At 67.5% G+C, this 23,186-nt stretch carries 18 protein-coding genes and 1 pseudogene; 11 read left to right on the plus strand and 8 right to left on the minus strand.

Annotated elements, in window-relative coordinates:
- A pseudogene (locus tag AC1DGD_RS19740) lies at positions 1–260 on the minus strand (lipoyl synthase); the annotation flags it as partial.
- Positions 257–925, minus strand: coding sequence for a lipoyl(octanoyl) transferase LipB (gene lipB / locus AC1DGD_RS19745; protein WP_230007918.1), 669 nt, complete (start codon positions 923–925; stop codon positions 257–259). The gene lipB and the pseudogene AC1DGD_RS19740, both read right to left, overlap by 4 nt.
- A 107-nt stretch (positions 926–1,032) precedes the next feature.
- Here lipB and AC1DGD_RS19750 point away from each other — a divergent pair, with 107 nt between their 5' ends.
- The 4 genes from AC1DGD_RS19750 to AC1DGD_RS19765 all read left to right on the plus strand — a co-directional run bounded on the left by AC1DGD_RS19750 (position 1,033) and on the right by AC1DGD_RS19765 (position 6,163).
- A complete protein-coding gene (locus tag AC1DGD_RS19750; RefSeq protein WP_476857954.1) occupies positions 1,033–2,658 on the plus strand; it encodes a serine/threonine-protein kinase in 1,626 nt (541 codons plus the stop codon).
- Positions 2,659–2,927: 269 nt separating this feature from the next.
- Complete coding sequence (gene gadC / locus AC1DGD_RS19755; protein ID WP_476857955.1) at positions 2,928–4,370, plus strand: glutamate/gamma-aminobutyrate antiporter GadC; 1,443 nt, start codon at positions 2,928–2,930, stop codon at positions 4,368–4,370.
- The gene (locus tag AC1DGD_RS19760) at positions 4,367–4,813 is read left to right on the plus strand and encodes a hypothetical protein (RefSeq protein ID WP_476857956.1); all 447 of its coding nucleotides are present in this window, start codon (positions 4,367–4,369) and stop codon (positions 4,811–4,813) included. Before gadC ends, AC1DGD_RS19760 begins: the two co-directional genes overlap by 4 nt.
- 3 nt (positions 4,814–4,816) lie before the next feature.
- The gene (locus AC1DGD_RS19765; RefSeq protein WP_476857957.1) at positions 4,817–6,163 is read left to right on the plus strand and encodes a M20/M25/M40 family metallo-hydrolase; all 1,347 of its coding nucleotides are present in this window, start codon (positions 4,817–4,819) and stop codon (positions 6,161–6,163) included.
- Between the two features lie 9 nt (positions 6,164–6,172).
- Here the strand turns inward: AC1DGD_RS19765 and AC1DGD_RS19770 are convergent, their stop codons facing one another.
- A complete protein-coding gene (locus tag AC1DGD_RS19770) occupies positions 6,173–7,066 on the minus strand; it encodes a TIGR01777 family oxidoreductase (RefSeq protein WP_476850445.1) in 894 nt (297 codons plus the stop codon).
- Between the two features lie 74 nt (positions 7,067–7,140).
- Here AC1DGD_RS19770 and AC1DGD_RS19775 point away from each other — a divergent pair, with 74 nt between their 5' ends.
- Positions 7,141–10,728, plus strand: a complete 3,588-nt coding sequence (locus AC1DGD_RS19775; protein WP_476857958.1) for a S41 family peptidase — start codon at positions 7,141–7,143, stop codon at positions 10,726–10,728.
- 108 nt (positions 10,729–10,836) lie between these two features.
- On the opposite strand, the gene AC1DGD_RS19780 is transcribed toward AC1DGD_RS19775, so the two are convergent.
- Positions 10,837–11,265, minus strand: a complete 429-nt coding sequence (locus AC1DGD_RS19780) for an OsmC family protein (protein ID WP_026266249.1) — start codon at positions 11,263–11,265, stop codon at positions 10,837–10,839.
- A 134-nt stretch (positions 11,266–11,399) separates the two neighbouring features.
- Here AC1DGD_RS19780 and AC1DGD_RS19785 point away from each other — a divergent pair, with 134 nt between their 5' ends.
- A complete protein-coding gene (locus tag AC1DGD_RS19785) occupies positions 11,400–11,783 on the plus strand; it encodes a VOC family protein (RefSeq protein WP_230011753.1) in 384 nt (127 codons plus the stop codon).
- Positions 11,784–11,872: 89 nt separating this feature from the next.
- On the opposite strand, the gene AC1DGD_RS19790 is transcribed toward AC1DGD_RS19785, so the two are convergent.
- The 4 genes from AC1DGD_RS19790 to AC1DGD_RS19805 all read right to left on the minus strand — a co-directional run bounded on the left by AC1DGD_RS19790 (position 11,873) and on the right by AC1DGD_RS19805 (position 17,439).
- The gene (locus AC1DGD_RS19790) at positions 11,873–12,223 is read right to left on the minus strand and encodes a hypothetical protein (protein WP_018772389.1); all 351 of its coding nucleotides are present in this window, start codon (positions 12,221–12,223) and stop codon (positions 11,873–11,875) included.
- A gap of 152 nt (positions 12,224–12,375) precedes the next feature.
- Complete coding sequence (gene sucB, locus AC1DGD_RS19795; RefSeq protein ID WP_476857959.1) at positions 12,376–14,133, minus strand: 2-oxoglutarate dehydrogenase, E2 component, dihydrolipoamide succinyltransferase; 1,758 nt, start codon at positions 14,131–14,133, stop codon at positions 12,376–12,378.
- A gap of 126 nt (positions 14,134–14,259) precedes the next feature.
- Positions 14,260–15,645, minus strand: a complete 1,386-nt coding sequence (lpdA, locus tag AC1DGD_RS19800) for a dihydrolipoyl dehydrogenase (RefSeq protein ID WP_018772391.1) — start codon at positions 15,643–15,645, stop codon at positions 14,260–14,262.
- A 267-nt stretch (positions 15,646–15,912) separates the two neighbouring features.
- Entirely contained in the window at positions 15,913–17,439 is a 1,527-nt protein-coding gene (locus tag AC1DGD_RS19805; protein WP_476857960.1) for a leucyl aminopeptidase, read from the minus strand.
- A 375-nt stretch (positions 17,440–17,814) separates the two neighbouring features.
- Between AC1DGD_RS19805 and AC1DGD_RS19810 the strand changes: the two genes are divergently transcribed.
- From AC1DGD_RS19810 to AC1DGD_RS19830, 5 genes are all read left to right on the plus strand, one after another.
- Positions 17,815–18,753, plus strand: coding sequence for a proteasome assembly chaperone family protein (locus AC1DGD_RS19810; protein WP_476850450.1), 939 nt, complete (start codon positions 17,815–17,817; stop codon positions 18,751–18,753).
- A 34-nt stretch (positions 18,754–18,787) separates the two neighbouring features.
- A complete protein-coding gene (locus tag AC1DGD_RS19815) occupies positions 18,788–20,119 on the plus strand; it encodes an MFS transporter (protein WP_476857961.1) in 1,332 nt (443 codons plus the stop codon).
- A 114-nt stretch (positions 20,120–20,233) separates the two neighbouring features.
- Positions 20,234–21,493 (plus strand): sensor histidine kinase, encoded by a 1,260-nt coding sequence (locus AC1DGD_RS19820; RefSeq protein WP_476857962.1) that lies wholly within the window; start codon positions 20,234–20,236, stop codon positions 21,491–21,493.
- Positions 21,490–22,146, plus strand: coding sequence for a response regulator (locus tag AC1DGD_RS19825; protein WP_476857963.1), 657 nt, complete (start codon positions 21,490–21,492; stop codon positions 22,144–22,146). The genes AC1DGD_RS19820 and AC1DGD_RS19825 overlap by 4 nt, the downstream gene beginning before the upstream one ends.
- Before the next feature lie 90 nt (positions 22,147–22,236).
- Positions 22,237–23,115, plus strand: coding sequence for a hypothetical protein (locus AC1DGD_RS19830; protein ID WP_476857964.1), 879 nt, complete (start codon positions 22,237–22,239; stop codon positions 23,113–23,115).
- The last annotated feature ends 71 nt before the right edge of the window (positions 23,116–23,186 follow it).

Consider the following 23,186-nt stretch of genomic DNA (forward strand, 5'->3'; position numbering starts at 1 on the left):
AAGTCGCAGCGCCGGGTGCATTCGGAGCCGCCGATCAGGAAGGTGGCCTCCTTGTCTTCCCAGCATTCGAAGATGTTCGGGCAGCCGGCCTCTTCACACACGGTGTGGAGGCCTTCCTTCTTGACGAGGTTTTTGAGCTGGACGAACTCCGGGCCCATCTGGACCTTGGCCTTGATCCATTCCGGCTTCCGTTCCACCGGTGTGGCCGCGTTTCGCTGCTCAATGCGCAGCATCTTCCGGCCTTCTGGTGCCAGTGTCACAGTAGAGCTCCTTCTGGGGTTGCAACTAGGGCTTGTTCATTCTTGCGCAGTTCTTCGGTGATCCGCGACATGAGGTCCGCCGGGGTGACGTCCCTGCCAAGTTCCTGGGCGATCGTGGTGACTCCGGCGTCGCTGATCCCGCAGGCGATGATCTGGCCGTAGGGGGCGAGATCGTTGTTGCAGTTGATCGCGAAGCCATGCATGGTGACACCTTCGTGGACACGGATGCCGATGGCCGCGATCTTGCGGTCCGGACCCTTTTCGTCCTGTTCGATCCACACGCCAGCGCGGCCCTTGATCCGGACGGCGGCGATGCCGTAGTCCGCCAGGACGGCGATGATGACCGCTTCCAGCCGCTCCACGTAGTCGCGGATGCCAGCCTTGTTCTTCAGTTTGATGATGGGGTAGCCAATGAGCTGGCCGGGGCCGTGCCACGTCAGCTTGCCGCCGCGGTCCACGGCCACAACGGGAGTTCCGTCAAAGGGCCGTTCGTGGTCTTCGGTGCGCTTGCCTGCGGTGTAAACCGCGGCGTGTTCGAGCAGCAGTACAGTGCTGGGCGCGGTGCCCGCGAGGACCTTTTCATGCAATTCGCGCTGGATGTCCCATCCGCGCGTGTAATCGACGAAGTCCGGGGCGAGACCCAGCTGTTTGAACTCAAGAGTCATGGCATCAAGCTTAGACCCCGCCGCACCCACCTCCCGTTTGTGTGCTTAAGCTCTCATGCCTGTGGATAACTTCTGCACGATTCCGCGCAATCGACTATTCCTTGGGTATGGAAGATCTCCCGCCGGCCGCCGGTGCGGCCCCCCAGGTTCCCGGTTACGACGTCGGACGGCTGCTGGGGCGCGGCGGCAGCGCCACGGTCTGGCTGGTGACCGAACAGTCAACGGGCCGCGAGTTCGCCCTGAAATGCTTCGATGCCGACCGCGCCGCACCGGAAGAATCCGAGGCCGGGGACGTCATGCGGCGCGAAGTCCGGATCCTCTCCGCCCTGGCACACAGCCACCTGCTTCGCGTGCACGCAGTGGTGCGCCTGCCGGTTCACGACTCTGGCGGCAGCGGCCTCGGGCTTGCGCTGGACTACGCACCCGGCGGCTCGCTGGCGACGCTCGTGGGAAGCCGGGGACGCCTGGGTCCCGGCGAAACGGTGACGGTCCTGACTCCCATCGCGCAGGCCCTGGCATACCTTCACGGCCAAGGCTTCACCCACGGTGATGTGGCCCCCGGCAACGTGCTCTTCACGGCTGACGGCAAACCGCTGCTGGCCGATCTCGGCGTCGCGCGAATGGTGGCCGACGCCGCTCCGGTCGCCGAAGAGGGCACAGCAGGATTCCAGGATCCCGCCCCGTCGGACGCTGTGCGGGCCGGGCTGCAGCCCGAACGCGACATTTACTCCCTGGCCGCCCTGGGCTGGTATTGCCTCACCGGACGGGCCCCCGAGCCCGGCCCGCATCGTCCACCGCTGAGCCTGCTGGTCCCGGAGGTTCCGGCAGCGTTGGTTGCCGCCCTCGAAGCGGGGCTGGGCGGGGAGCGCCGGGAGCGTCCCCCGGCGCTGGAGTTTGCCGCTATGGTCTACCGCAGCGCCCGGGCGGAGCCCGTCGATCTGTCGGTCTCCGTGCACCCCACCGTCATCCCCCAACTGCTCACACGCAAGGCTGTGCAGTCCGGCCCGGGCCGGCGCCCAGGCGCTATCCGGAAAGCCGGACTCCACCGCGGATTCCGGCGGACTCCCGCGCAGCGGGCGCTGCTGCCCGCTCTCGCCGCTGCAGTCCTGCTGGCCGGCACCTGGCTGCTGGCCGGTGGCGGGCCGGCCTCCGACGCCGTCGCCGGGCTGTTTCCAGGGTTTGTGTCCGGCCACGATGCGCCGGTGCAGACAGGAAGTCCCGTGGGCCGCGAGGGACCGGCCGCGCCGTCGGAGGGGCCGGTTGGCGGGCCGCCGCCCCCCACCGCCGACGGCGGGGCCACCGCCATCCTTCCCGATCTTGAGGCACTCCTGGCCTCCGCCGACCCGGTGGAGGCGGTCCGCGGCCTGGCCCGGCTCCGTTCACTGGCACTGAGCTCCGGCGACTTCAGACTGCTCGATGCCGTCAACGCCCCGGACTCGGCGGCCGCCGCCTCGGACGGCCGCATCAAAGCGCAGCTCAGCGCCTCCGGCCACGTCCTGGCCGGATTCTCGACCTCCCTGACCCGGATCGAGACCACCGCGGAGAGCAGCCCCGCCCGGGCAGTGGTGGCCATCACCACTGCACCTTCCGCTTACCGGGAAATCGATGGGAACGGCGCCACTGTGGCCGAAGTACCCGCCGCCTCCGCACAGCAGCTTCACCTGGTCCTGGTGCCCGTCGACGGGCGCTGGCGGATCCAGGACGTGCTACCTCCGGGGCCCGGAGCCGGCTAGGGTTCCGACCGGTACAGATCCTGGCCCGGGCGCCGACCTGCCGTGGAAGCGGTCAGAAGGCCGCGCAAATTAGCACCCCGGCGATCTGACGTATAGGGGAGTTGGGGACTATTCCCTGCTAATTCCTAGGTCCATGCTGTAGGCACCGAGCACTTTCTGTGATAGGGGGGGGCAGTGGGCATGTTCAAGCCGACGAGTACTCGCCCCAGGCGGTTTAGCTCCGCCTGGCCCGTGGCGCAGACCACGGGGCACTGGAGGGTGTGGCTCACGTGAGCGAACAGGCAGTGACCCGGCCGAAGGCACCACCGGCCGTGTGGATCTCCTGGGTGGCCCTGGCATTGATGACCACGAGTTCGGTGGCCAGTCTCCGTGCGGCCCCGACCATGGCCGTCTACGGCCTCGCCTCAGTCTTCCTCTACGTGGTTCCCGCGATCGTCTTCCTGCTGCCCACGTCCCTCGTGTCCGCCGAGCTGGCGTCCGGATGGAATGGCGGCATCTACAACTGGGTATCGTCCGGAATCTCCAAACCGATGGGCTTCCTGGCGGTCTGGTGCCAGTTCGCGATGACGATTTTCTACTATCCAACCCTGCTGGGATTCGTCGCGAGCACGCTCGCCTACGTCTTCAACCCGGCGCTGGCCAGCAGCGGCGTGTGGACGGCCTTGGTGATCGTGGTGTTCTACTGGGCCGGCGTGTATGTCTCATCCCGCGGCACGAAGGGTGTGGCGGGCCTGGCCAGCGGTGGCCTGATCATCGGCACCCTGATCCCGGGCGCCCTGCTCGTCATCCTGGGGGTGGTCTTCCTCGGCCAGGGCAATCCGTCCGCCGCTCCGATGACCGCGGCGAATTTCTTGCCCGAATGGGCCGGGCTGGCCAGCCTGGTGCTGATCGTGAATAACTTCCTGTCCTACAGCGGCATGGAGATGAACGCTGTGCACGTGTCCTCGCTGAAGGATCCGGGTAAGGAGTATCCGAAGTCGATGTTCCTGGCCATGGGACTGGTACTGCTGATCTTCATCCTGCCGGCGCTGGCGATCAGTTGGATCGTTCCGGCCGATGAACTCTCCCTCACAGCCGGTGTGATGCAGGCCTTCGACGCGGTGCTGGCCTCCTTCAACCTCCAGGCGCTGACACCGATCCTTGGGATCATGCTGGTGGCCGCCTCCCTCGGCGGCATGCTGACCTGGCTGGCCGGTCCGTCCAAGGGCCTGCTGCTGATCTCGCGTGAGGAAGGATACCTCCCGCCGTTCCTGCAGAAGCTGAACAAGAACGGCATCCAGCAGAACCTCCTGGTGGTCCAGGGGCTCGTCACCACCGTGATCGCGCTTGGCTACGCGCTGATCCCGGATGTTTCCAGCGCGTACTGGATCTTCTCGGTGATCACCACGCAGGTCTACCTGATCATGTACCTGCTGATGTTCGTGGCCGCCGTCCGGCTGCGCCGCAACGACCCGGACCACGCGCGTGCCTTCCGGGCGCCAATGCTGGTTGGGCTCTGCGGCGTCGGTTTTACCGCCTCCCTGGCCGCCCTGCTCGTCGGGTTCGTCCCGCCGTCGCAGTTTGGCAACGGCGATCCGGCCGTCTATTTCCTGATCGTCGCCGGCGGCGCGCTGGGACTGGGCCTGCTCGTGCCGTTCCTCTTTTACAGGTTCCGCAAACCCTCGTGGAAGCTGCCGGAGCAAGACGCTCGGACGGAGGCACCTAGGTCATGAGCACGCATCAGGAGTCCTCGACCAGGCGCAGCCGCTCGGTCGTTTACATAGTTGCCATGATCCTGCCGGTGGTGTTCGCCGTCGTCGCATTGCTGAATTTCCGGTCGGCGAGGGAGACGCAACAGTCCCTGGCGAAGGCCGACCAGCTGATCGCGGCGATCGAATCAGCCGGCGGGACGGCACCCTCGCGCGAGCAGATAGCTCGGGTGCTCGGTGACGACGGCGGTGCCGTTTGCGCGAACCCGAACAGCGCGTTGAGCCGGGCCACCTTCTTGAGCCAGCTGGCGAACGGGGCAACCGGGCCCGGATACAGGCCGGTCATCGGGAACGCCCGGATCGCCGTCGGCGAGCTTGCGATTATCAAGGTCTATTGCCCGGACCAGCTCGCTGAGTTCCAGGAGTTCATCGACGACCTCAAGACGTACCACACGGGTGGTGCGTGAGCTGTGGACCTGCGCGCCCGCATCACCGATCTGATGGGTCCGGCACGGGAGGAGCTCGCCGAGTTTGTTGCCATCCGGTCGGTGGCGGATGCGCGGCAGTTTCCCGTCGAGGAGTGTGCCAAGGCTGCCCAGTGGGTGCTGGACAAGTTCGCCGGACTCGGATTTTCGGATGTGCACCTCGAACGGACCCCGGACGGCTCCGACGCGGTGGTGGGCTCCAGGCCCGGACCCGATCCGGACGCGCCCACCGTGCTCCTCTACGCGCACTACGACGTCCAGCCACCCCTCGATGACTCGGCATGGCGGACCCCGCCCTTCGAGCTCACTGAAGTGGACGGCCGCTGGTACGGCCGCGGCGCCGCCGATTGCAAGGGCAACATCCTCGCCCACCTGCTCGCCCTGAGGGCACTCGGCAACGACGTACCGGTGAACCTGTTGCTGGTGGTCGAGGGGTCGGAGGAACAGGGCACCGGCGGGCTCGAGGCGTTCGTCGCCGGCCACCCGGACCTGCTCCGTGCCGACACCATCCTGGTCTGCGACACCGGCAACGCCGCCGTGGGCCACCCCGCCGCGACCGTGACCCTGCGCGGGATGGTCAATGTCGTGGTGACGGTGGAGGCGATGGCGTCAGAGCTCCACTCCGGCATGTTTGGCGGTGCTGCCCCCGACGCGCTCGCCGCACTGATCGCCGTGCTGGCATCACTGCGGGACCGGCAAGGGAACACGACGGTCATGGGATTGGACAACGCCCAGACCTGGACCGGTGCGCCCTATCCGCCCGAGCAGTTCCGCACCGACGCCGGCGTCCTTGAGGGAGTGTCCTTGCTGGGGGACGGCACCGTGTCCGACATGCTCTGGGCGCGGCCCGCGGTCACCGTGCTCGGCATCGACTGCCCGGCGGTGACCGGCTCGACGGCGGCGATCTCGCCGCGGGCCTCGGCACGCCTGAACCTGCGCGTCCCGCCGGGCATGGCGGCCGCCGACGCCCACACGGCGTTGGTCAGCCACCTCCAGGCGGCCGCGCCCTGGGATGTCCACGTCACGGTGGACCTCGAGGCCATCGGGTCGCCATTCCAGGCGGCAGTCGGCGGCCCGGCCTTTGAAGCCATGAGCGCCGCGATGTCCCAGGCCTACGGCACGCCCATGACAACCCTGGGGCAAGGGGGATCGATCCCGCTCTGCAACGTCTTCGCCGACACCTACCCGGACGCGGAGATCATCCTGCTCGGCGTCGAGGAGCCGCTCGCCCTGATCCATGCACCGAATGAGAGCGTCGATCCGGGCGAGATCAGGGCCCTGGCAGAGTCCCTGGCCCTCTTCCTCCGGAGGTACGCGACGCTGCACGGCTAATAGCGGCAGCTAGCCGCGCCCTGCCACCCAGGCGGCGGCCCCGGCGAGGGACGGGTGCTTCCAGGCGAAGCTGTTCTCCGCCAGGACGGCCGGCTCCAGTCGCTGGCTCGCGAGCAGCAGTTCTTCGGCGAGATCGCCCATCACCAGCCGCAGCACCGGGGCCGGTACCCGCAGCGCCGCCGGCCGGTGCAGCGCCCTGGCCAGTTGCGTGATCAGGGAATTCACATCTGCGGCTTCGGGGGCGCAGACGTTGACCGGCCCGGACACGGGCGCCGAGAGAAGGAAGGAAAAGGCGGCAGCCACATCCGGCAGAGTGATCCACGGCCAGAACTGCCGGCCATCGCCGAGCGGGCCGCCGACACCCAGGCGCAGCAGCGGCAACAGCCGGCCCAGTGCGCCGCCGGAACGGCTCAGGACGACGCCGGTGCGGGGCGTGACCACCCGGACTCCGGCAGGCGCCTCATGCGCCGCGGCCTCCCAGTCGACGCAGATCCGGGACAGGGTGCCGGTGCCGGCCGGCGCGTTCTCGCGCAGCACCGCCGTACCGGCGTTGCCGTAGTAACCGGAGGCCGACTGGCTCAGGAACACGGCGGGCGGCGCGTCGGTGCGCGCCATGGCGGCCGCGAGGGTCCGGGTAGCCCCCAGCCGGGAGGCGCGGAGCTCGTTGACCCGCGCCTTGGTCCAGGGTCGGTCGCCGATTCCGGCGCCGGAGAGGTTGACCACCGCGTCCGCGCCCTTCAGTGCGGTGTCGTCGATCCGGCCGGCAGCCGGGTCCCACTGGAACTCGGCTGGGGACGCAGGGGCACGCCTGACCAGGGCGACGACGTCGTGCCCCTCGCTGCGCAGTGCACCCGAAAGGGCAGTTCCGATCAGCCCGGAGGCCCCGGCAATAAGGATTCGCATGATCCATCTCACCATGCCCGGCACGGCCGCGAAACCTCCCGGGCCGTAAGGACCGTTGTGGCTATGATCGAACGATGACCCCCTCGAGTTACTTCCGTTTCCCGCATCTGCACGGCGATCTGGTCACCTTTGTGGCCGAGGACGACGTCTGGATTGCACCCGTGGGCGGGGGCCGCGCCTGGCGCGTATCCTCCCTGCAATTGCCGGCCCGCAACCCGCGCTTCACCCCCGACGGCAAGCGTCTGGTCTGGACCGTCGTCCAAGGGACTGCCCCGGAAGTCGTCACGGCCAACGTCGACGGCGGCGGCTACAGCCAGTTGAGCTACTTCGGCCACCCTTCCACCCGGGTCAAGGGTTTCACCCCCGACGGCGACGTCCTGGTCACCAGCGCGTTCCGCCAGTCCGACAGCCGTCACACCCACGCCTACAGCCTCCCCGTGACCGGCGGCTGGGCGCAGGAACTCCCGTTCGGCCCGGTCGAGTCGGTGGCCTTCGGCCCCGTCGTCGGCGATGAACGCCCTGTGGTGCTCGCCAGTGTCCTCTCGCGTGAGCCGGCCTGGTGGAAGCGCTACCGCGGCGGCGCCGCCGGCAAGCTGTGGATCGACGCAGACGGAAACGGTGAATTCGTCCGGCTCGCTGCCGCGCTGGACGGAAACCTCACGGACCCCCTGTGGGTCAAGGGACGGATCGCGTTCCTGTCCGACCACGAGGGTTACGGAAACCTCTATTCCGTCCTGCCCAACGGCAGCGACCTGCGGCGCCACACGGACCACGAGGACTTCTATGTCCGCCACGCCGCCACCGACGGCGAACGCGTGATCTTCGAATCGGCCGGTGAGCTCTGGCTGCTGCCCAGCCTCGACGCCGAGGCCGTCAAGCTCGACATTGTGCTCGGTTCCGCCTCGCAGGCGCGCCGGCCCGCCCCGCTGAAGCCCTCGAAGCACCTTGGCGACGTCGTACCGGACCGCACGGGCGCGTCCAGTGCCGTCGAATCCCACGGAACCGTCCACTGGCTGCGGCACAAGGACGGCCCTTCCCGCGTCCTCGAGGCCACCCCGGGCGTCCGGGCACGGCTGCCGCGGCCCTTCGGCGAGGGCCGGATCGCCTATGTCGCCGACCACGACGGCGTCGAGGCCCTGTACCTGAAAGCCATTGCGGCGCCCCTGGCCGGAGCGGCTGCGGCAGCATCGAAGGCCCCGCAGCCGGCCGTGCAGTCCGCTGCCGAGTCAACGGCCCGGCCCGCTGCTTCCGCCGAGGACGCCGGCATGCAGTTGCCGAAGCCGGTGTCCGCAGCCGCCCTGACCGGCGCAGGATCAATCCCCGCCGCTGCAAACGGTTCCGTGTCCGGCCAGGTCACAGCCGTCCCGGCTGCAGCAGACGCAGCCGGCTCCATCTCCGGCTCCGAGCCCGACCGGGCCGGTGCGGGCGCCGCCGTGGAGAACGCGCCTGCCGCCGATGAGCTGACGCGGATCGACTTCCCCAAGCCCAGCCGGACCAGCGCCATCGAAGCCAGCCCGGACGGGCGCTGGCTCGCCGTCGGCACGGCCTTCGGTGATATCTACCTTGCCGACACCCGCACGGGCACGATATCCCAGCTGAGCAGCATCGGCGAGGGCAGCATTGAGGGATTCACATGGTCCCCGGACTCCGCGTGGCTCGGCTGGTCCGAGCCGGTCACGTCCTTCGGGTCCCGCAGCCGGCTCCGGATCACCCGGATCGACGGCGGCACTGGAGCTGCGATCATTGACGTCACCGACGGCCGGTTCCGCGACGAGTCGCCGTCGTTCACCCCGGATGGCAAATACCTCGCCTTCCTCTCCAACCGCAGTTTCGACCCGGTCTACGACGGGCACTCCTTCGATCTGTCCTTCCCGAGCCCGATCAAGCCGTACCTCGTCGCCCTCGCCGCCGACACCCCGTCGCCCTTCGGCCCGAGCGTCGACCTCCACGCCGACGCCGACGCCGAGGCAGGTGCCGCCGGAACAGCGGGTGCTGCGTCCGGGCCGCAGCCGGCGGCCAAACCCGTGCCGTCCGTGCGGGTCGACGCCGAGGGCCTGGCCCACCGCGTCATCGGGGTCCCGGTGCCGCAAGGCAACTACGCCGGACTCACCGCCGTCGCCGGCGCCCTGCTCTGGCTGGACAGCGAGCTCGCCGGCACCACCGGTGAGGGCCGGGCCAGCCTCGAGGACAAGGGCGCGGCGCCGAGCCTGGTCCGCTACGACCTGGCCAAGCGCCGCACCGCCACGATCGTTGAGGCCCTGGACAGCTACCGGCTCTCCGGCGACGGCGAAAAGATCGTGTTCATCCAGGACAAGCAGATCCGCGTGGCGCCGGCCGCCGCCAAGGCCGATGAGGACTCCGGCCAGCTGGTCAAGGTGGACCTTGGCCGGATCCGGGTGCAGCTGGACCCACTCAGTGTGTGGGGCCAGGCCTTTGACGAGGCATGGCGGCTCCAGCGCGACTTCTTCTGGACCGAGGACATGGCCGGCCAGGATTGGGAGTCCGTCCACGCCCGCTACCGCCCGGTGGTGGAACGCCTCGGCTCCCATGACGACCTGGTGGACCTGCTGTGGGAGCTGCACGGCGAGCTCGGCACCTCCCACGCCTACGTCCGGCCCGTGGCCGCTGTCGAGAACGGCAGCAGCCCGCAGGGCCGCCTCGGCGCGGACCTGGGGTTCACCGGCGAGGGGTGGGAAATCACCCGCATCCTCGCGGGGGAGTCCTCTGACCCGCTGGCCACTTCGCCGCTGACCCGTCCCGGCGCCGACGCCAAGCCGGGCGACGTCCTGCTGGCGATCGACGGCGTCGAACTGACCCAAACGCGGACCCCGGCAATGCAGCTGGTCGGCGCGGCCGGCCGCGCCGTGGAACTTACCCTGCGCAATGGCGCCGGCCATGGTGCGGCCGCGGGCGCCCAGCGCCGCGTGGCCGTGGTCCCGGTCAAGGACGAGGAGCGCCTGCGCTACCAGGAATGGGTCTCCGGCAACCGGCGAACTGTCCGGGAAGCCTCGAACGGGACGTTCGGCTACCTGCACATCCCGGACATGATGGCCAACGGCTGGGCACAACTCCACCGCGACCTCGACACCGAAACGGCCCTGGACGGACTGATCGTCGATGTCCGGCGCAACCGCGGCGGCCACACCTCTCAGCTCGTGGCCGAACTCATCGGGCGCAAGGTCACCGGCTGGAGCATGCCGCGCGGGGAAAAGCCGCGGACGTACCCGCACCACGCTCCCCGCGGACCGGTCATCATTCTCACCGATGAGTTCGCGGGCTCCGATGGCGACATCATCACGCAGGTCTCCAAGCTGCGGGGGATCGGGCCCGTCATTGGCACCCGCACCTGGGGCGGAGTCGTCGGGATCGACAACCGCTTCGCGCTGGCCGACGGCACCGGCGTCACCCAGCCGCGCTACGCCACCTGGTTCGCCGGTGGCGTTGGCTGGGGCGTGGAAAACTTCGGCGTCACCCCGGATATCGAGGTGACCTTCCCGCCGCACGCCTACGCCGCCGGAACCGACCCGCAGCTGGAGTACGGCATCGGGGCGCTGAAGGAAATGATCCAGGAACTGCCCACGGACCGTCCGCCGCTGCGCGAGGGTTACCGCCGGGTCCGGCCCGCACCGCTGCCTGCGCGCCGGCAGGCCGGCCAGGCCTAGGCGCTCCCGGGCGCGGCCCGCACAGACGGTCCGCGCAGGACAGATGGCAAGGCCCCCGCCACCCTGGACATCCAAGGCGGCGGGGGCCTTCGTCTTACTGCGGCCGGCCTAGGAGGCCAGGGTGGCGTCCAGGGTGATCTCGATGCCGGTCAGGGCAGCGGAGACGGGGCAGCCGGTCTTGGCTTCCTCGGCCAGCCGCTGGAAATCGTCGGCGGAAATGCCGGGGACACGCGCGGCCAGGGTGAGGTGGCTGCCGGTGATCCCGGTACCGGGCTGGAAGGTCACGTCGGCCTTGGTGTTGATCTCCTCGGCCGTGTGGCCGGCCTGGGCCAGGGCGTTGCTGAAGGCCATCGAGAAGCACGCGGAGTGCGCTGCCGCAATGAGCTCCTCGGGGCTGGTCTTGCCCTCGGCGGCCTCGGCGCGCGCCTTCCAGGTGACGTCGAAGTTGCCCAGCCCGGAGCTGTCCAGGGTGGTGTTGCCGGCGCCTGTCATCAGGTCGCCATTCCATACAGTGTGTGCGGTGCGTGTTGTAGCCATGTCCACTCCTCGACGTCGTTGTGAATCAGGGGTCCGGCTGGTGCCGGAGCCTGCCGTGATCAATCCTAGGGATTCTGTGCGGCCGCCGCACGGGGGTTCCGCTGTCAGAGGATTGTGACCCGTACAGTGTCGTCATGGAACTTACCGAAGATGCGCAGGTGCCAGGGGCGCCCGTGGCGCGTATCGCCACGATTATGGTCAACGCCGTCGACGCCGGGCGCCTGGCGCAGTTCTGGGCCGACTTGTTGGGGACGGCGGTCTCCTCGCGCTTCGAGCAGTTCGTCTGGCTGGAACCCGCCGGCACCGGAGCCCCGCAGCTGGCCTTCCAGCAGGTCCAGGACCCCACGGAGGGCAGGCGGCGCCTGCACCTGGACATCCATGGGCCCGACCCTGCGGCGTTGCGCGCCCGCGCCGAGTCCCTCGGTGCCGGGTTCGTGGAGGGCAATGACATCGGCGACTTCCACTGGGATGTCATGCAGGATCCCGAGGGCAACGAATTCTGCATCGCCGGCGACTGACAAGCCGGCTTAACGGCGGCAGTTAAACGACGGCAGCGCCGCACCCCGGCGGGGGGAGCGGCGCCGTCATGGCCGGTGCAGTCAGCCGGTTACTGCCACAGGGTCGCGATCGCGACGTTGAGCAGTGCCAGGCCGCCAACGCTGTTCGCGAGGCCCTTGCTGATCGGCTCGCCCTTCTTGTACTTGCGGCGGCCAATGAAGGCCAGGACGCCGACGATCAGGGCGATGACAAGCTTGACGCCGAGTTTGGCGTAGTTGGCGTTCATGTCCAGGGCCGGGATCAGCCCCATCATGATGATGCCCGTGATCAGCTGCAGCATTGCGCCGTCAAACTGGCGCGGGTGGACGGTGGGCTTCTTCATCTGGCCGATCCAGATGCCGACAATCATGGCGGCGCCGATGATGTGCAGGAAGACCATGACGTTATAGACGATGTTCATGGCATCAGTGTAGCCAGAGTCTTCTACGCACCGTAGTAGGACCCGCCGCGGCCCCGGGGCGCAACAGCAAAAACGGCGACGGCGGCACGGGCGCCCGGTGGTTTCCCACCGGAGCCCGCACCGCCGTCGCCGTCGGTGTGCGCTTTTAGACCCTAGAGTCCGAGGTCGGCCTCGAAGGCGCCTTCCTCAAGGCGTGCCTTCAGCGTCTGCAGGAAGCGTCCCGCGTCGGCGCCGTCGACCAGGCGGTGATCGTACGTCAGGGAGAGGTACATCATCGAACGGATGGCCAGCGAGTCATCGCCGTTCTCGTCGGCGACCACTACGGCCCGCTTGACGATCGCGCCGGTGCCGAGGATGGCAACCTGCGGCTGGTTGATGATCGGGGTGTCGAACAGGGCACCCACCGAACCGATGTTGGTGATGCTGAAGGTGCCGCCGGAAAGCTCGTCCGGGCCGATCTTGCCGTTGCGGGTGCGGTCGGCGACGTCGGCGATCTTGCCGGCCAGGCCGGCCAGGTTCAGGTTGCCGGCGTCCGAGATGACCGGAACCAGCAGGCCCTTGTCGGTGTCCACCGCAATCGCCAGGTGCTCGGCGTTGTGGTAGGTGATCTCCTGCTTGTCCTCGTCGTAGGAGGCGTTGACCTTCGGGTGCTGCTTCAGGGCCTCGGCAACAGCCTTGGCGATGAAGGGCAGGAAGGTCAGCTTGGAGCCGTTCTGGGCCTGGAAGGAGTTTTTGGCCTTGGCGCGCAGCTTGGCAACCTTGGTCATGTCGACCTCATGGACCTGGGTCAGCTGGGTGGAGATGTCCAGGGACTCGCGCATGCGGCGGGCAATGACCTGGCGGATGCGCGGGGCCTTCTGCACGGTGCCGCGCAGCGAGGACGCTGCGCCTGCGGATGCCGCGGCTTGCGGCGCAGATGCGGCGGGGGCTGCCGCGGGTGCGGAGGCGGCCGGTGCTGCCTTTGCCTCGGCAGCTGCCAGCACGTCCTGCTTGCGGATGCGGCCGCCGACGCCGGTGCCGGTCAGGGCAGCGATGTCGACACCCTGCTGGTTGGCCAGCTTGCGGACCAGGGGAGTGACGTAGCCGGACTCTGCCGGTGCGGCAGCTGCTGCCGCAGGCGCGGGAGCTGCCGGAGCGGCGGGAGCTGACGGAGCAGCCGCTGCGGGAGCTTCCTGCTTGGGAGCCTCCGGTGCTGCTGCCGGCGCTTCCTGCTTGGGAGCTTCCGGTGCTGCTTCCTGCTTGGGGGCCGCGGCGGGCGCCGGTGCGGCCGGTGCCGCGGCGCCGGAACCGATGACGGCCAGGACGGAGCCGACCTCGGCCGTCTCGTCCTCGTTGACGCGGATTTCCAGAAGGGTTCCGGCAACCGGGGACGGGATTTCGGTGTCGACCTTGTCGGTGGAAACCTCGAGCAGCGGCTCGTCGACCTCTACGGTGTCGCCGATGCTCTTCAGCCAGCGGGTCACAGTGCCTTCGGTGACGCTTTCACCCAGGGCAGGCAGCGTGACGTCGTGTCCTTCCCCCGCTGGAGCAGAATCTGGAGCAGAATCCGGAGCGGCGGCAGGGGCCTCGGCGGCCGGAGCCTCCGCGGGAGCCTCTTCTGCGGCCGGCGCAGCTGCGGCGGGAGCCGGTGCCTCTTCGGCGGCTGCGGCCGGAGCCTCTGCGGGGGCGGCCTCGCCGGAGCCGATGCGGACCAGCGGGGCGCCAACTTCAGCGGTCTCGTCCTCGGCGACGAGGATTTCCTCGATCACGCCGGCGATCGGAGAGGGGATCTCGGTGTCGACCTTGTCGGTGGAGACTTCGAGCAGCGGCTCGTCCACCTCTACCCGGTCACCGACCTGCTTGAGCCAGCGGGTGACGGTTCCTTCGGTGACGCTCTCACCGAGGGCGGGCAAGTTAACGGATTCAGACATGTCGTCCCCGTTCTCCTTATTGATCTTTAGTGCGGATGATTGCTGCCTTGGTCGAGCTTAGTGCACCCGGCTTTTCGGGCCGGGTGCACCAGGCTCTGAGTTCATGCGGTGGTGCGGGCGGAGCTGCTAGCCGTGGAGGGGCTTGCCCGCCAGCGCCAGATGCGCCTCGCCCAGGGATTCGTTCTGGGTGGGGTGGGCGTGGACCAGCTGGGCCACGTCCTCCGGGTAGGCTTCCCAGTTCACGATCAGCTGTGCTTCACCGATCTGCTCGCCCATGCGGGCGCCGATCATGTGGACGCCGACCACGGGGCCGTCCTTCTGGCGGACCAGCTTGACCAGGCCGGACGTGCCCAGGATGGAGCTCTTGCCGTTGCCGGCCAGGTTGTATTCCTGGGTCTGGATCTGGTCCTCGCCGAACTTCTCCTTGGCGGCCTTCTCGCTGTAGCCGACAGTGGCGATCTCGGGTTCGGAGTAGGTGACCTTGGGGATGTTGACGTCCTCGACGATGACCGGCTTCAGGCCGGCGATCTCTTCGGCGACGAAGATGCCCTGCTGGTAGCCGCGGTGCGCGAGCTGCACGCCGGGGACGATGTCGCCGACGGCGAAGATGTTGCCGACGCCGGTGTGCAGGCGCTCGTTGGTGATGACGAAGCCGCGGTCGATCGTGATCCCGGCCTCTTCGTAGCCGAGGTTTGCCGTGACGGGGCCACGGCCCACAGCGACGAGCAGGAGGTCGGCCTCGAAGGTCTTGCCGTCCACGAGGGTGACCTTGACGCCGTCGTCGTTCTGCTCGACGCCCTGGAAGAAGACACCGGTGGAGAACTTGATGCCGCGCTTCTTGAAGGCGCGCTCGAAGGCCTTGACGATCGTGGCGTCCTCGTTCGGAACCAGCGACGGGAGGCCTTCGACGATCGTGACGTCGACGCCGAAGGACTTCCAGACCGAGGCGAACTCGACGCCGATTACGCCGCCGCCCAGGATGATCGCGCTCTTGGGGATGTAATCCATGGTGAGGGCTTCGTCGGAGGTGATGACCTTGCCGCCGATTTCCAGGCCCGGCAGGGTGCGGGAGTAAGAGCCGGTCGCGAGGACAATGTTCTTGCCCTTGTACGCGGTGCCGTTCACGACGACGGTGTCGGTGCCCTGAAGCTTGCCTTCACCCTCAATGACGGTGATGCCCTTCTTGCCCTTGATCAGACCCTGCAGGCCCTTGAACTTGCCGGCAATGATGCCGTCCTTGTAAGCGTTGACAGCCGTGATGTCGATGCTGTCAAGGGTCACGTTGACGCCGTACTTGGCCGAGTCGCGGGCGTGGTCCGCCAGCTCTGCCGAGTGCAGCAGGGCCTTGGTGGGGATACAGCCGTTGTGCAGGCAGGTGCCGCCGAGCTTGCCCTTTTCGATGAGGCCGACGGTGAGGCCAAGCTGGACAGCACGCAGTGCGGTGGCGTAGCCGCCGCTGCCGCCGCCGAGTACCAGGATGTCGAATTCTTGCGCAGTTGCCTGATCGGCCACTAAAACGCTCCCTCGCGTGAACGATGACACGAGAGTACGCATCATCTGGTCTTGGAACCTGTCTGCTGTGATTGTGCCAGCCGGCCGGTTCCCTTTCATTTGTGACTACTACATTGGGGTCTGCTTCTGGGAAACAAGGTTTACCTTAGCGAACCACTAATACATGCTCCACCTTGCCATGGCGTTTGTGGAGCGCTTGTGTCCAGTGTCACGCGCCTTTGTGGCCGGGAAGGCATCGCCGCCCCGGCCACAAAGCCGCGATGCGCGCTAGACGGTCTTGGTGAGGATGTCCTCGACGTAGGCCACCAAGGTGCGGACGGTGCAGCCCGTGCCGTGTTTGTGGTTGTAGCCGTAGGGGCTGCCGTTGTTAAACGACGGGCCGGCGATGTCGATGTGCGCCCACGGGATCTGTTCCCCGTCCTTGCCCTTGCCGACGAACTCGCGCAGGAAGACGGCCGCCGTCATCATGCCGCCGTGGCGTTCGCCAATGTTGGCGATGTCGGCGACCTGGGAGTCGAGGCTGGCCCGGAGTTCTTCCGGCAGCGGCATGGGCCAGACGAGCTCGCCGGCCCGGTCCGCGGCGGTCTTGATGGCGCCGGTAAGGGAGTCGGAACCCATCACACCGGCCGTGCGGTCGCCCAGGGCAATGAGCTGGGCGCCGGTGAGGGTTGCGACGTCGATGATGGCATCCGGGAATTCCTGGCTGGCGGCGACGATGCCATCGGCCATGACCAGGCGACCCTCGGCGTCGGTGTTGAGGACCTCGACGGTCTTGCCGCCGAACATCGTCAGAACGTCCGCCGGGCGCTGTGCAGCGCCGGAGGGCATGTTCTCGGCGATGCAGAGCCACGCGGTCGCCTTGACGGGCAGCCCGAGGCCCGCGAGGGCCAGGACGGTGTTGAGGACGACGGCGGCACCCGCCATGTCGGACTTCATGTCACCCATGCCCAGGGCCGGCTTGATGGAGATGCCGCCCGTGTCAAAAGTGATGCCCTTGCCCACGAGGGCAATCTTGGCCGTGGCCTTCGCCGGGGCGTATTCGACCTTCACGAGGCGCGGCTGCCGGGTGGAGCCCTTGCCGACGCCGAGAATGCCGCCGAAGCCCTCCTTCTCAAGACGCTTCTCGTCCCAGACGGTCACCTTCACCGGCAGGCCCTTGGACAGTTCCTTGGCGGCATCGGCGAAGGACTCGGGGTAGAGGTGGCTCGGCGGCTGGTTGACCAGCGTGCGGGTCGCGTTCACGGCCGTGCCGATCAGGGATGCCCGGTTCAGGACGGGCGCCAGCGCCTTGTCCGTGGCGAAGTCGGTGCGGATGATGACGTTCTTCACCGGATCCTTGAGCCCGTCCTTGGAGGACCGGAACTCCGTATAGGAGTAGGCGCCCATCGCGGCGCCCTCGGCGACCGCCGCGACCTCGGCCAGGCTGGTCGTGGGCAGGGCCAGGGTGACGGTGGCGACGCCGGCCAGCTGGCGGACGGCCGAGCCGGCGGCGCGGCGCAGTGCCTCCTCGGAGAGCGGCTGCGTGGCGGAAAGCTTGCCGACGCCGGCGAGCAGCAGGATGGTCGCTCCCGCCTCGGGCAGGCCGGGCAGCCGGTGAGCCTGGTCCGCCGCGCCGGTGATGCCAAGAACGCTCAGTGATTCCGCCAGGGCCTCCGCGGCCTTGGCCGTCAGCGGATTGTCGAGCAGAACGGGGCCGTCAGGACCCTGTCCGACGCCGATGACGAGGGCATCGCTGGGGGACTTCTTCAAATCCCCTGCGACTGCACTAAGTTTGACTTCACTATTCTTGACCACGAGGACAGTCCTCAATTCTCTGTGATGGTTCTCGGTGATATTCGGCAGGAACTGCATGTTTGGCGTCCTGCCACGGATCCCGGGGCGCCGTCGGTCTGGGACGCAACCCGGTGTCTGCAAAACAAGCCCTAGGGCCATCACCGATCGTAGTCTCTCGACCGTGCGGAAATTCAATCGAATGAGAGCTGGAGCACACCCCGGGCAGGAATTAGCCCGGGCGCCGGGGCGTTGTATTGGTAGAGACGCTGCGGAGCGGTGAGTGCTCCATGGGACTGGCCGGCAGGATCCGCCTGACTGGCCGTTCTGCCAGGCACCGCCCGAATGGCGGATTGCGCCCCGCTTCTCCCACCGCCGCCCTCGTGAAAGGAACACGCCGTGATTGAACGGATTTCCGGCTCTTTGCTGGATCCCCAGTCGCTCTATATCCGTGATGACGCGCTGTTCTCCAGCACCGAACTGCGCGGACTCAACCTCGTCATGGGGTTCACCGGCTTCGCCGACGCGGGCCACGTGGTCCGGCAGATCACCGCTGAACTGCTGGACACGCTCGATACCGAGATGATCGCCGAGTTCGACGCCGACCAGCTGATCGACTACCGGTCCCGGCGCCCGCAGGTCAGCTTCGTCGAGGACCACCTGCAGGACTACCAGGCACCGAGCCTGGCGCTCTACCGGCTGGTCGACGGACTGGGCAGCCCGTTCCTGCTCCTCGCGGGGTTCGAGCCGGACCTGCAATGGGAGCGCTTCGCTCGCGCCGTCGTCGGCCTCGTCGAAGAGCTCGACGTCAACCTCGTCACCTGGATCCATTCGATCCCGATGCCCGTGCCCCACACCCGGCCGGTCGGTGTGACCGTGCACGGCAACCGGCCGGAGCTGATCGAGGGAATCTCGGTCTGGAAGCCCACGGTGGAGGTGCCGGCCGCGGTGGGCCACATCCTCGAGCTGCGGCTGACGGAGGCCGGCCGGAACATCGCCGGCTATGTGATCCATGTGCCGCACTACCTGGCCGAAGCCGAGTACCCCACGGCCGCCGTGGCCGGGCTCGAGTACCTGGGCGCGGCAACGTCGCTCATGCTGCCGACCGATCGTTTGCGCGAGGCGGGACGCGAGGTGGGCCGGCAGATAGCCGAGCAGATCGAGGCATCCGAGGAGGTCCAGCAGGTGGTCTCACGGCTGGAGACCCGGTACGACGAAAAGGCCGAGGGGACGGTCCGGAGGTCGCTGCTGGCTGATGAGAACGACCAGCTCCCCAATGCCGACGCCCTTGGTGCCGCCGTCGAGGCGTACCTGGCCCGTAAAGAACCCGGCGAATAAATACTATTTATCATGAACCGGGCATAATGGGGGAGTGACCTCTCCCCGCGCCTGGCTGATCTGGATCGTCGGGATCTTCGCCTATCTCGTGGCGGTCAGCCAACGGACCTCGTTCGGGGTGGTCGGCCTGGAGGCAACGGAACGCTTCCACGCCAGCGCCGCGGAGATCTCCTTCTTCACCGTGCTGCAGCTGCTGGTTTATGCGGCGCTGCAGATTCCCGTGGGCATTCTGGTGGACCGGTTCGGCTCCCGCGCGATGCTGGCGGGCGGTGGTGTCCTGATGGGACTCGGCCAGCTTCAGCTGGCGTTTGCCGACAACATACCCGGCGGAGTCCTGGGACGCGTCCTGGTGGGCGCCGGTGACGCCATGACGTTTATTTCCGTCATCCGGCTCATCCCGCTCTGGTTCGCCCCGGGGCGCGTCCCGCTCCTGACGCAGCTGACCGGCATGTCCGGCCAGCTCGGCCAGCTCTTCAGCGTGGTGCCGTTCGCCATGATCCTGCACTCCGCGGGGTGGACCCCGGCCTTCCTGACGCTCGCCGCGATGTCCGGCCTCGCCGTCGTGCTGGTCCTGATCCTGCTCCAGGACCTTCCGCCCGGGCACCCCCCACCGGCACAGTCCCAAGGGCTGCGCGCCACCGGCATCTCGCTGGCGCACGCCTGGCGGCAACCCGGGACCCGGCTCGGGCTGTGGAGCCACTTCACCGTCCAGTTCAGCGGCACGGTTTTTGCCATGACGTGGGGCTACCCCTTCCTGATTTCCGCCGAGGGACTGGACCGCGGCACGGTCTCGGCCCTCATGGCGCTGTACGTCGCCGGCGCCATCGCCGCCGGACCGCTGATGGGCAGATTCGTTGCCCGGCATCCGCTGCGGCGCTCCACTATGGTGCTGCTCATTTCCGGATGCACCGCTGCCGCCTGGGCGGCAGTTCTGCTGGTGCCGGGACGCGCGCCGCTCTGGCTCTTGGCCGTGCTCGTGGTGACCCTCGCCGTCGGCGGCCCCGGTTCCATGATCGGCTTCGATTTCGCCCGGACCTTCAACCCGGCCCACCGGCTCGGCACCGCCACCGGGATCGTCAACGTGGGCGGCTTCATCGCCGCGCTCGTGTCCATTTACCTGATCGGGCTGGTGCTCGACGTCCTGCATGCCACCGGGTTCTCGCAGGGGGAGCTCTACGGCCTGGATCCGTTCCGCGTGGCCCTGAGCGTGCAGTTCCTGCTGCTGGCCGGGGGAGCAGGAGCCATCGTGGTGACCCGGCGGAAGGTCCGGCGCCAAATGGCGGCCCAGGGAGTCATGGTTCCGCCGCTGCTCAAGTCCCTGGCCGAGCAGCGCAGGCTGGTCGCGGAGCGCCGCCGCACGCCCTGAATATGTGGTGGGCCGGGCTGATCGGTCATCCGTATGGCTGAAGTTGTTCATTATCGGGGTTGAACTAACTCAGAACGAGCGAGGGAGATGTGGACGCCAGCTTAGGGTGAAGGCATGTTCAAACCGATCCAGTCTCTGAGGCTCCTCGCGGCACCGGCCACGTCCGTGCTGCTTCTGGGGACTCTCTTTATCCTGGAGGAGCGACATTTCGACCAGAACAGCGCCCTTCTGTTGGCGCTCCTGACCGGCGTCGCTGTGGCCGAGGTCCTGCCGGCCGCTGCCGTGGGGCTGGTTTTCGCCGCCTTGGCCCTGCAGAGCCTGAAAGTTTTCCCGTTGGTCTTTCTCTCGGGCGTGCTGAGCTACGCTGTCGTTCCGGTGGTCATCTTTGTCGCCGTCATCGGCTGGAAAGCCCGGAACCGGTGGGTCCTCCCCGTTGCTGCTGTCGTATTTGCCGGCATCATCACCGTCAACTGGTTCACCGACCAGACCTGGATCAACATCATCTTCGCCAGCCCGATCTACGGCAGGGAATTACTGCGAACCCTCACCTACGCCTTTCTGATCTTTGGAGCCTTCGCCGCCCTGAACCTCGCCGCCTGGGCCGTCGGTGTGGCAGTAAACAACGCCTCGAGGAGCCGAAGGGCGCAGCTCGCGGCGGAAACACGGCTGCGGGAGACCGCGACCGAACTCGCCATCGAACAAGAACGCAACAGAATCGCCGGGGAGCTCCACGACGTCCTGGCACATTCACTGACAGTCATCGTGGCCCAGGCCGACGGAATACGCTTCATCCACCGCACAGAACCGGAAACCGTGGAAGAAGCATCCAAGGTCATCGCCGAATCGGCGAGGACCGCCCTTGTCGAAACGCGCCGGCTCATCGAAGGCTTCTCCACGGAGCTCAGCAACCAACCGACTCACAAAATTGAAGACCTGGTGATTCTTGCCGACCGTCTGAGCTCCAGCGGCATGGCGGTCACGATCGAAACGACGGGCCAGCCATGGGACATGACCGCCGCCCAGCAGCTATCGGTCTACCGCCTGGCGCAGGAAAGCCTCACAAACGCCTTCAAGCACGGAGACCGGAGCCAGGGTACGCACCTGCACCTGGTGTGGACGGCAGGATCCCTTGAGCTCCGCATCAACTCCTCGCTGATCACCAGCCCGGCCGCGACGACAAAGGCCACCCCATCGGGCCGCGGGATAGCAGGAATGAAAGCCCGCGCCGCAGCCGCCGGCGGATGGGTGGAAACAGTCCGCGGCGAAGAGACCTTCGAAGTACTGGCCTTCCTCCCGTCGGCCGGACCTAGGCAGCAGGCAGCGGCCGCCTCCAACGGGCCCCGCCTGCGCTCAATGGAGGGAGCACAACCATGACGACCACACCGATCCGGATTGCCCTGGCCGATGACCAGCCGCTGTTCAGCGCCGGGCTCAAAATGATTCTGCGCAGCCAGGCGGACATGGACCTTGTCGGCGAAGCCGTCAACGGAGAGGCCGCCGTCGAACTCGTGCAGGAGACCTCCCCTGATGTGCTCCTCATGGACATCCGCATGCCTGTCATGGACGGCATCACGGCCACAAGGACGATCCTGGAAGAGTCCACTGGAACTGCCACCAAAATCATCGTGCTGACCACGATCCAGCATGACGAAGCCGTCGTCCGAGCCATCCAGGCCGGCGCCGCCGGTTTCCTGACCAAAGACACCACACCGGACTTCCTGCTGGCCGCCATCCGAACGGTTCACTCGGGGCACTCAGTCATCGCTCCGGCCATCACCAACGAACTGCTACGCGACTACACCACGCCCTCTTCCGGGAACGACGCCGCGCTGGCAGACCTGTCCGGAAGGGAGCGCGACGTGTTTCTCCTTACCGCCAAAGGGCTGGGAAACGCCGAAATCGCGGCCTCACTGGTACTCAGCGAAGCCACTGTGAAATCCCACGTCGGCAGCATCCTGGCGAAACTGAAGCTGAAGAACCGCATCCAGCTCGTCGCCTTCGCTTACGAAAACAACGTCCTCAACTAGCCCTCACAACAGCACCGCCCCACCCTCCGACGCCGTCCCAATACGGGAAGGACAGCCACCGCTTTGCCCAAAACAACCGAAGGAGCCACCATGAAAAAGAAGATCTTCGGCGCTGCCGTGCTGATCGTAGGCACCGGCGCCGCCCTGGCCGCGGCCGCCATCCCGGCCGCGTCGGTCACCGCGTCCCCGGAGCCCGTCCCAGGGATCATCCGCCAGGCAGAGGCCTACGCCTCAACAGATCCGATAGCCGAAAAGGGCATGCAGGAGGCTGTCCGCCGCTGCATGGCCAAGGCCGGCTTCGACTACACACCGCCCGCCTCCGAGACGACTATGGACCTCAACGGAGCCATCGGATTCAAACGGCTCACGGTCGACGCCGCCAAAGCCAGCGGCTACGCCAGCACCCGACCGCAGGGACCTCACGAGCCGGCTCCCGGGTCCGCAGACGGCAAACTCTTCGCCAATCCAGCCTTCACCAAGGCACTCACCGGGCCCGGGGACACCGCGTCAATGACCACGGTGGACGGTATGGGAACGTCCTCCGGCGGATGCCGCGGCGAAGCCATGACACAGATCTACGGCAGCGCGGAAAACTACATGCTCGCCACCGGTATCGCCTCCAACTGGTTTTTCCCGGCCGCCCTGTCCGCCTCCGGCGACTCGGGCATTACCAAAGCAGTCGCTGACTGGGCGGCCTGCATGAAGGAAACCCCTTACGCCTCGTTTTCTAACCCGGGGCAGGCCGCCGATGCCGGTAAAACTGCGGGCGGCCAGGAAGAGTTCAGAATCGCCGTGACCGACGCCGTCTGCCGGGACAAGACCGGGTTCCACGCTGCCCTGGACAAAGTCCTGGACAAATACCTGACAACCCGCATGCAGGAACTCGCCCCGCAGATCGCGAAGGTCAAAGAGATTCGCCGCGCCGCGGACGCGAACGCGGCAACGGTGGAGGCCACTGCATCGAAATAGTGCGGTTTGGCGAAAGGCCGGCGTCCTGTCAGCATTCGGGGGGGCGGGGGGAGGACACCGCCCGTTGGCGC

Source organism: Arthrobacter sp. 05T45, assembly GCF_056395875.1.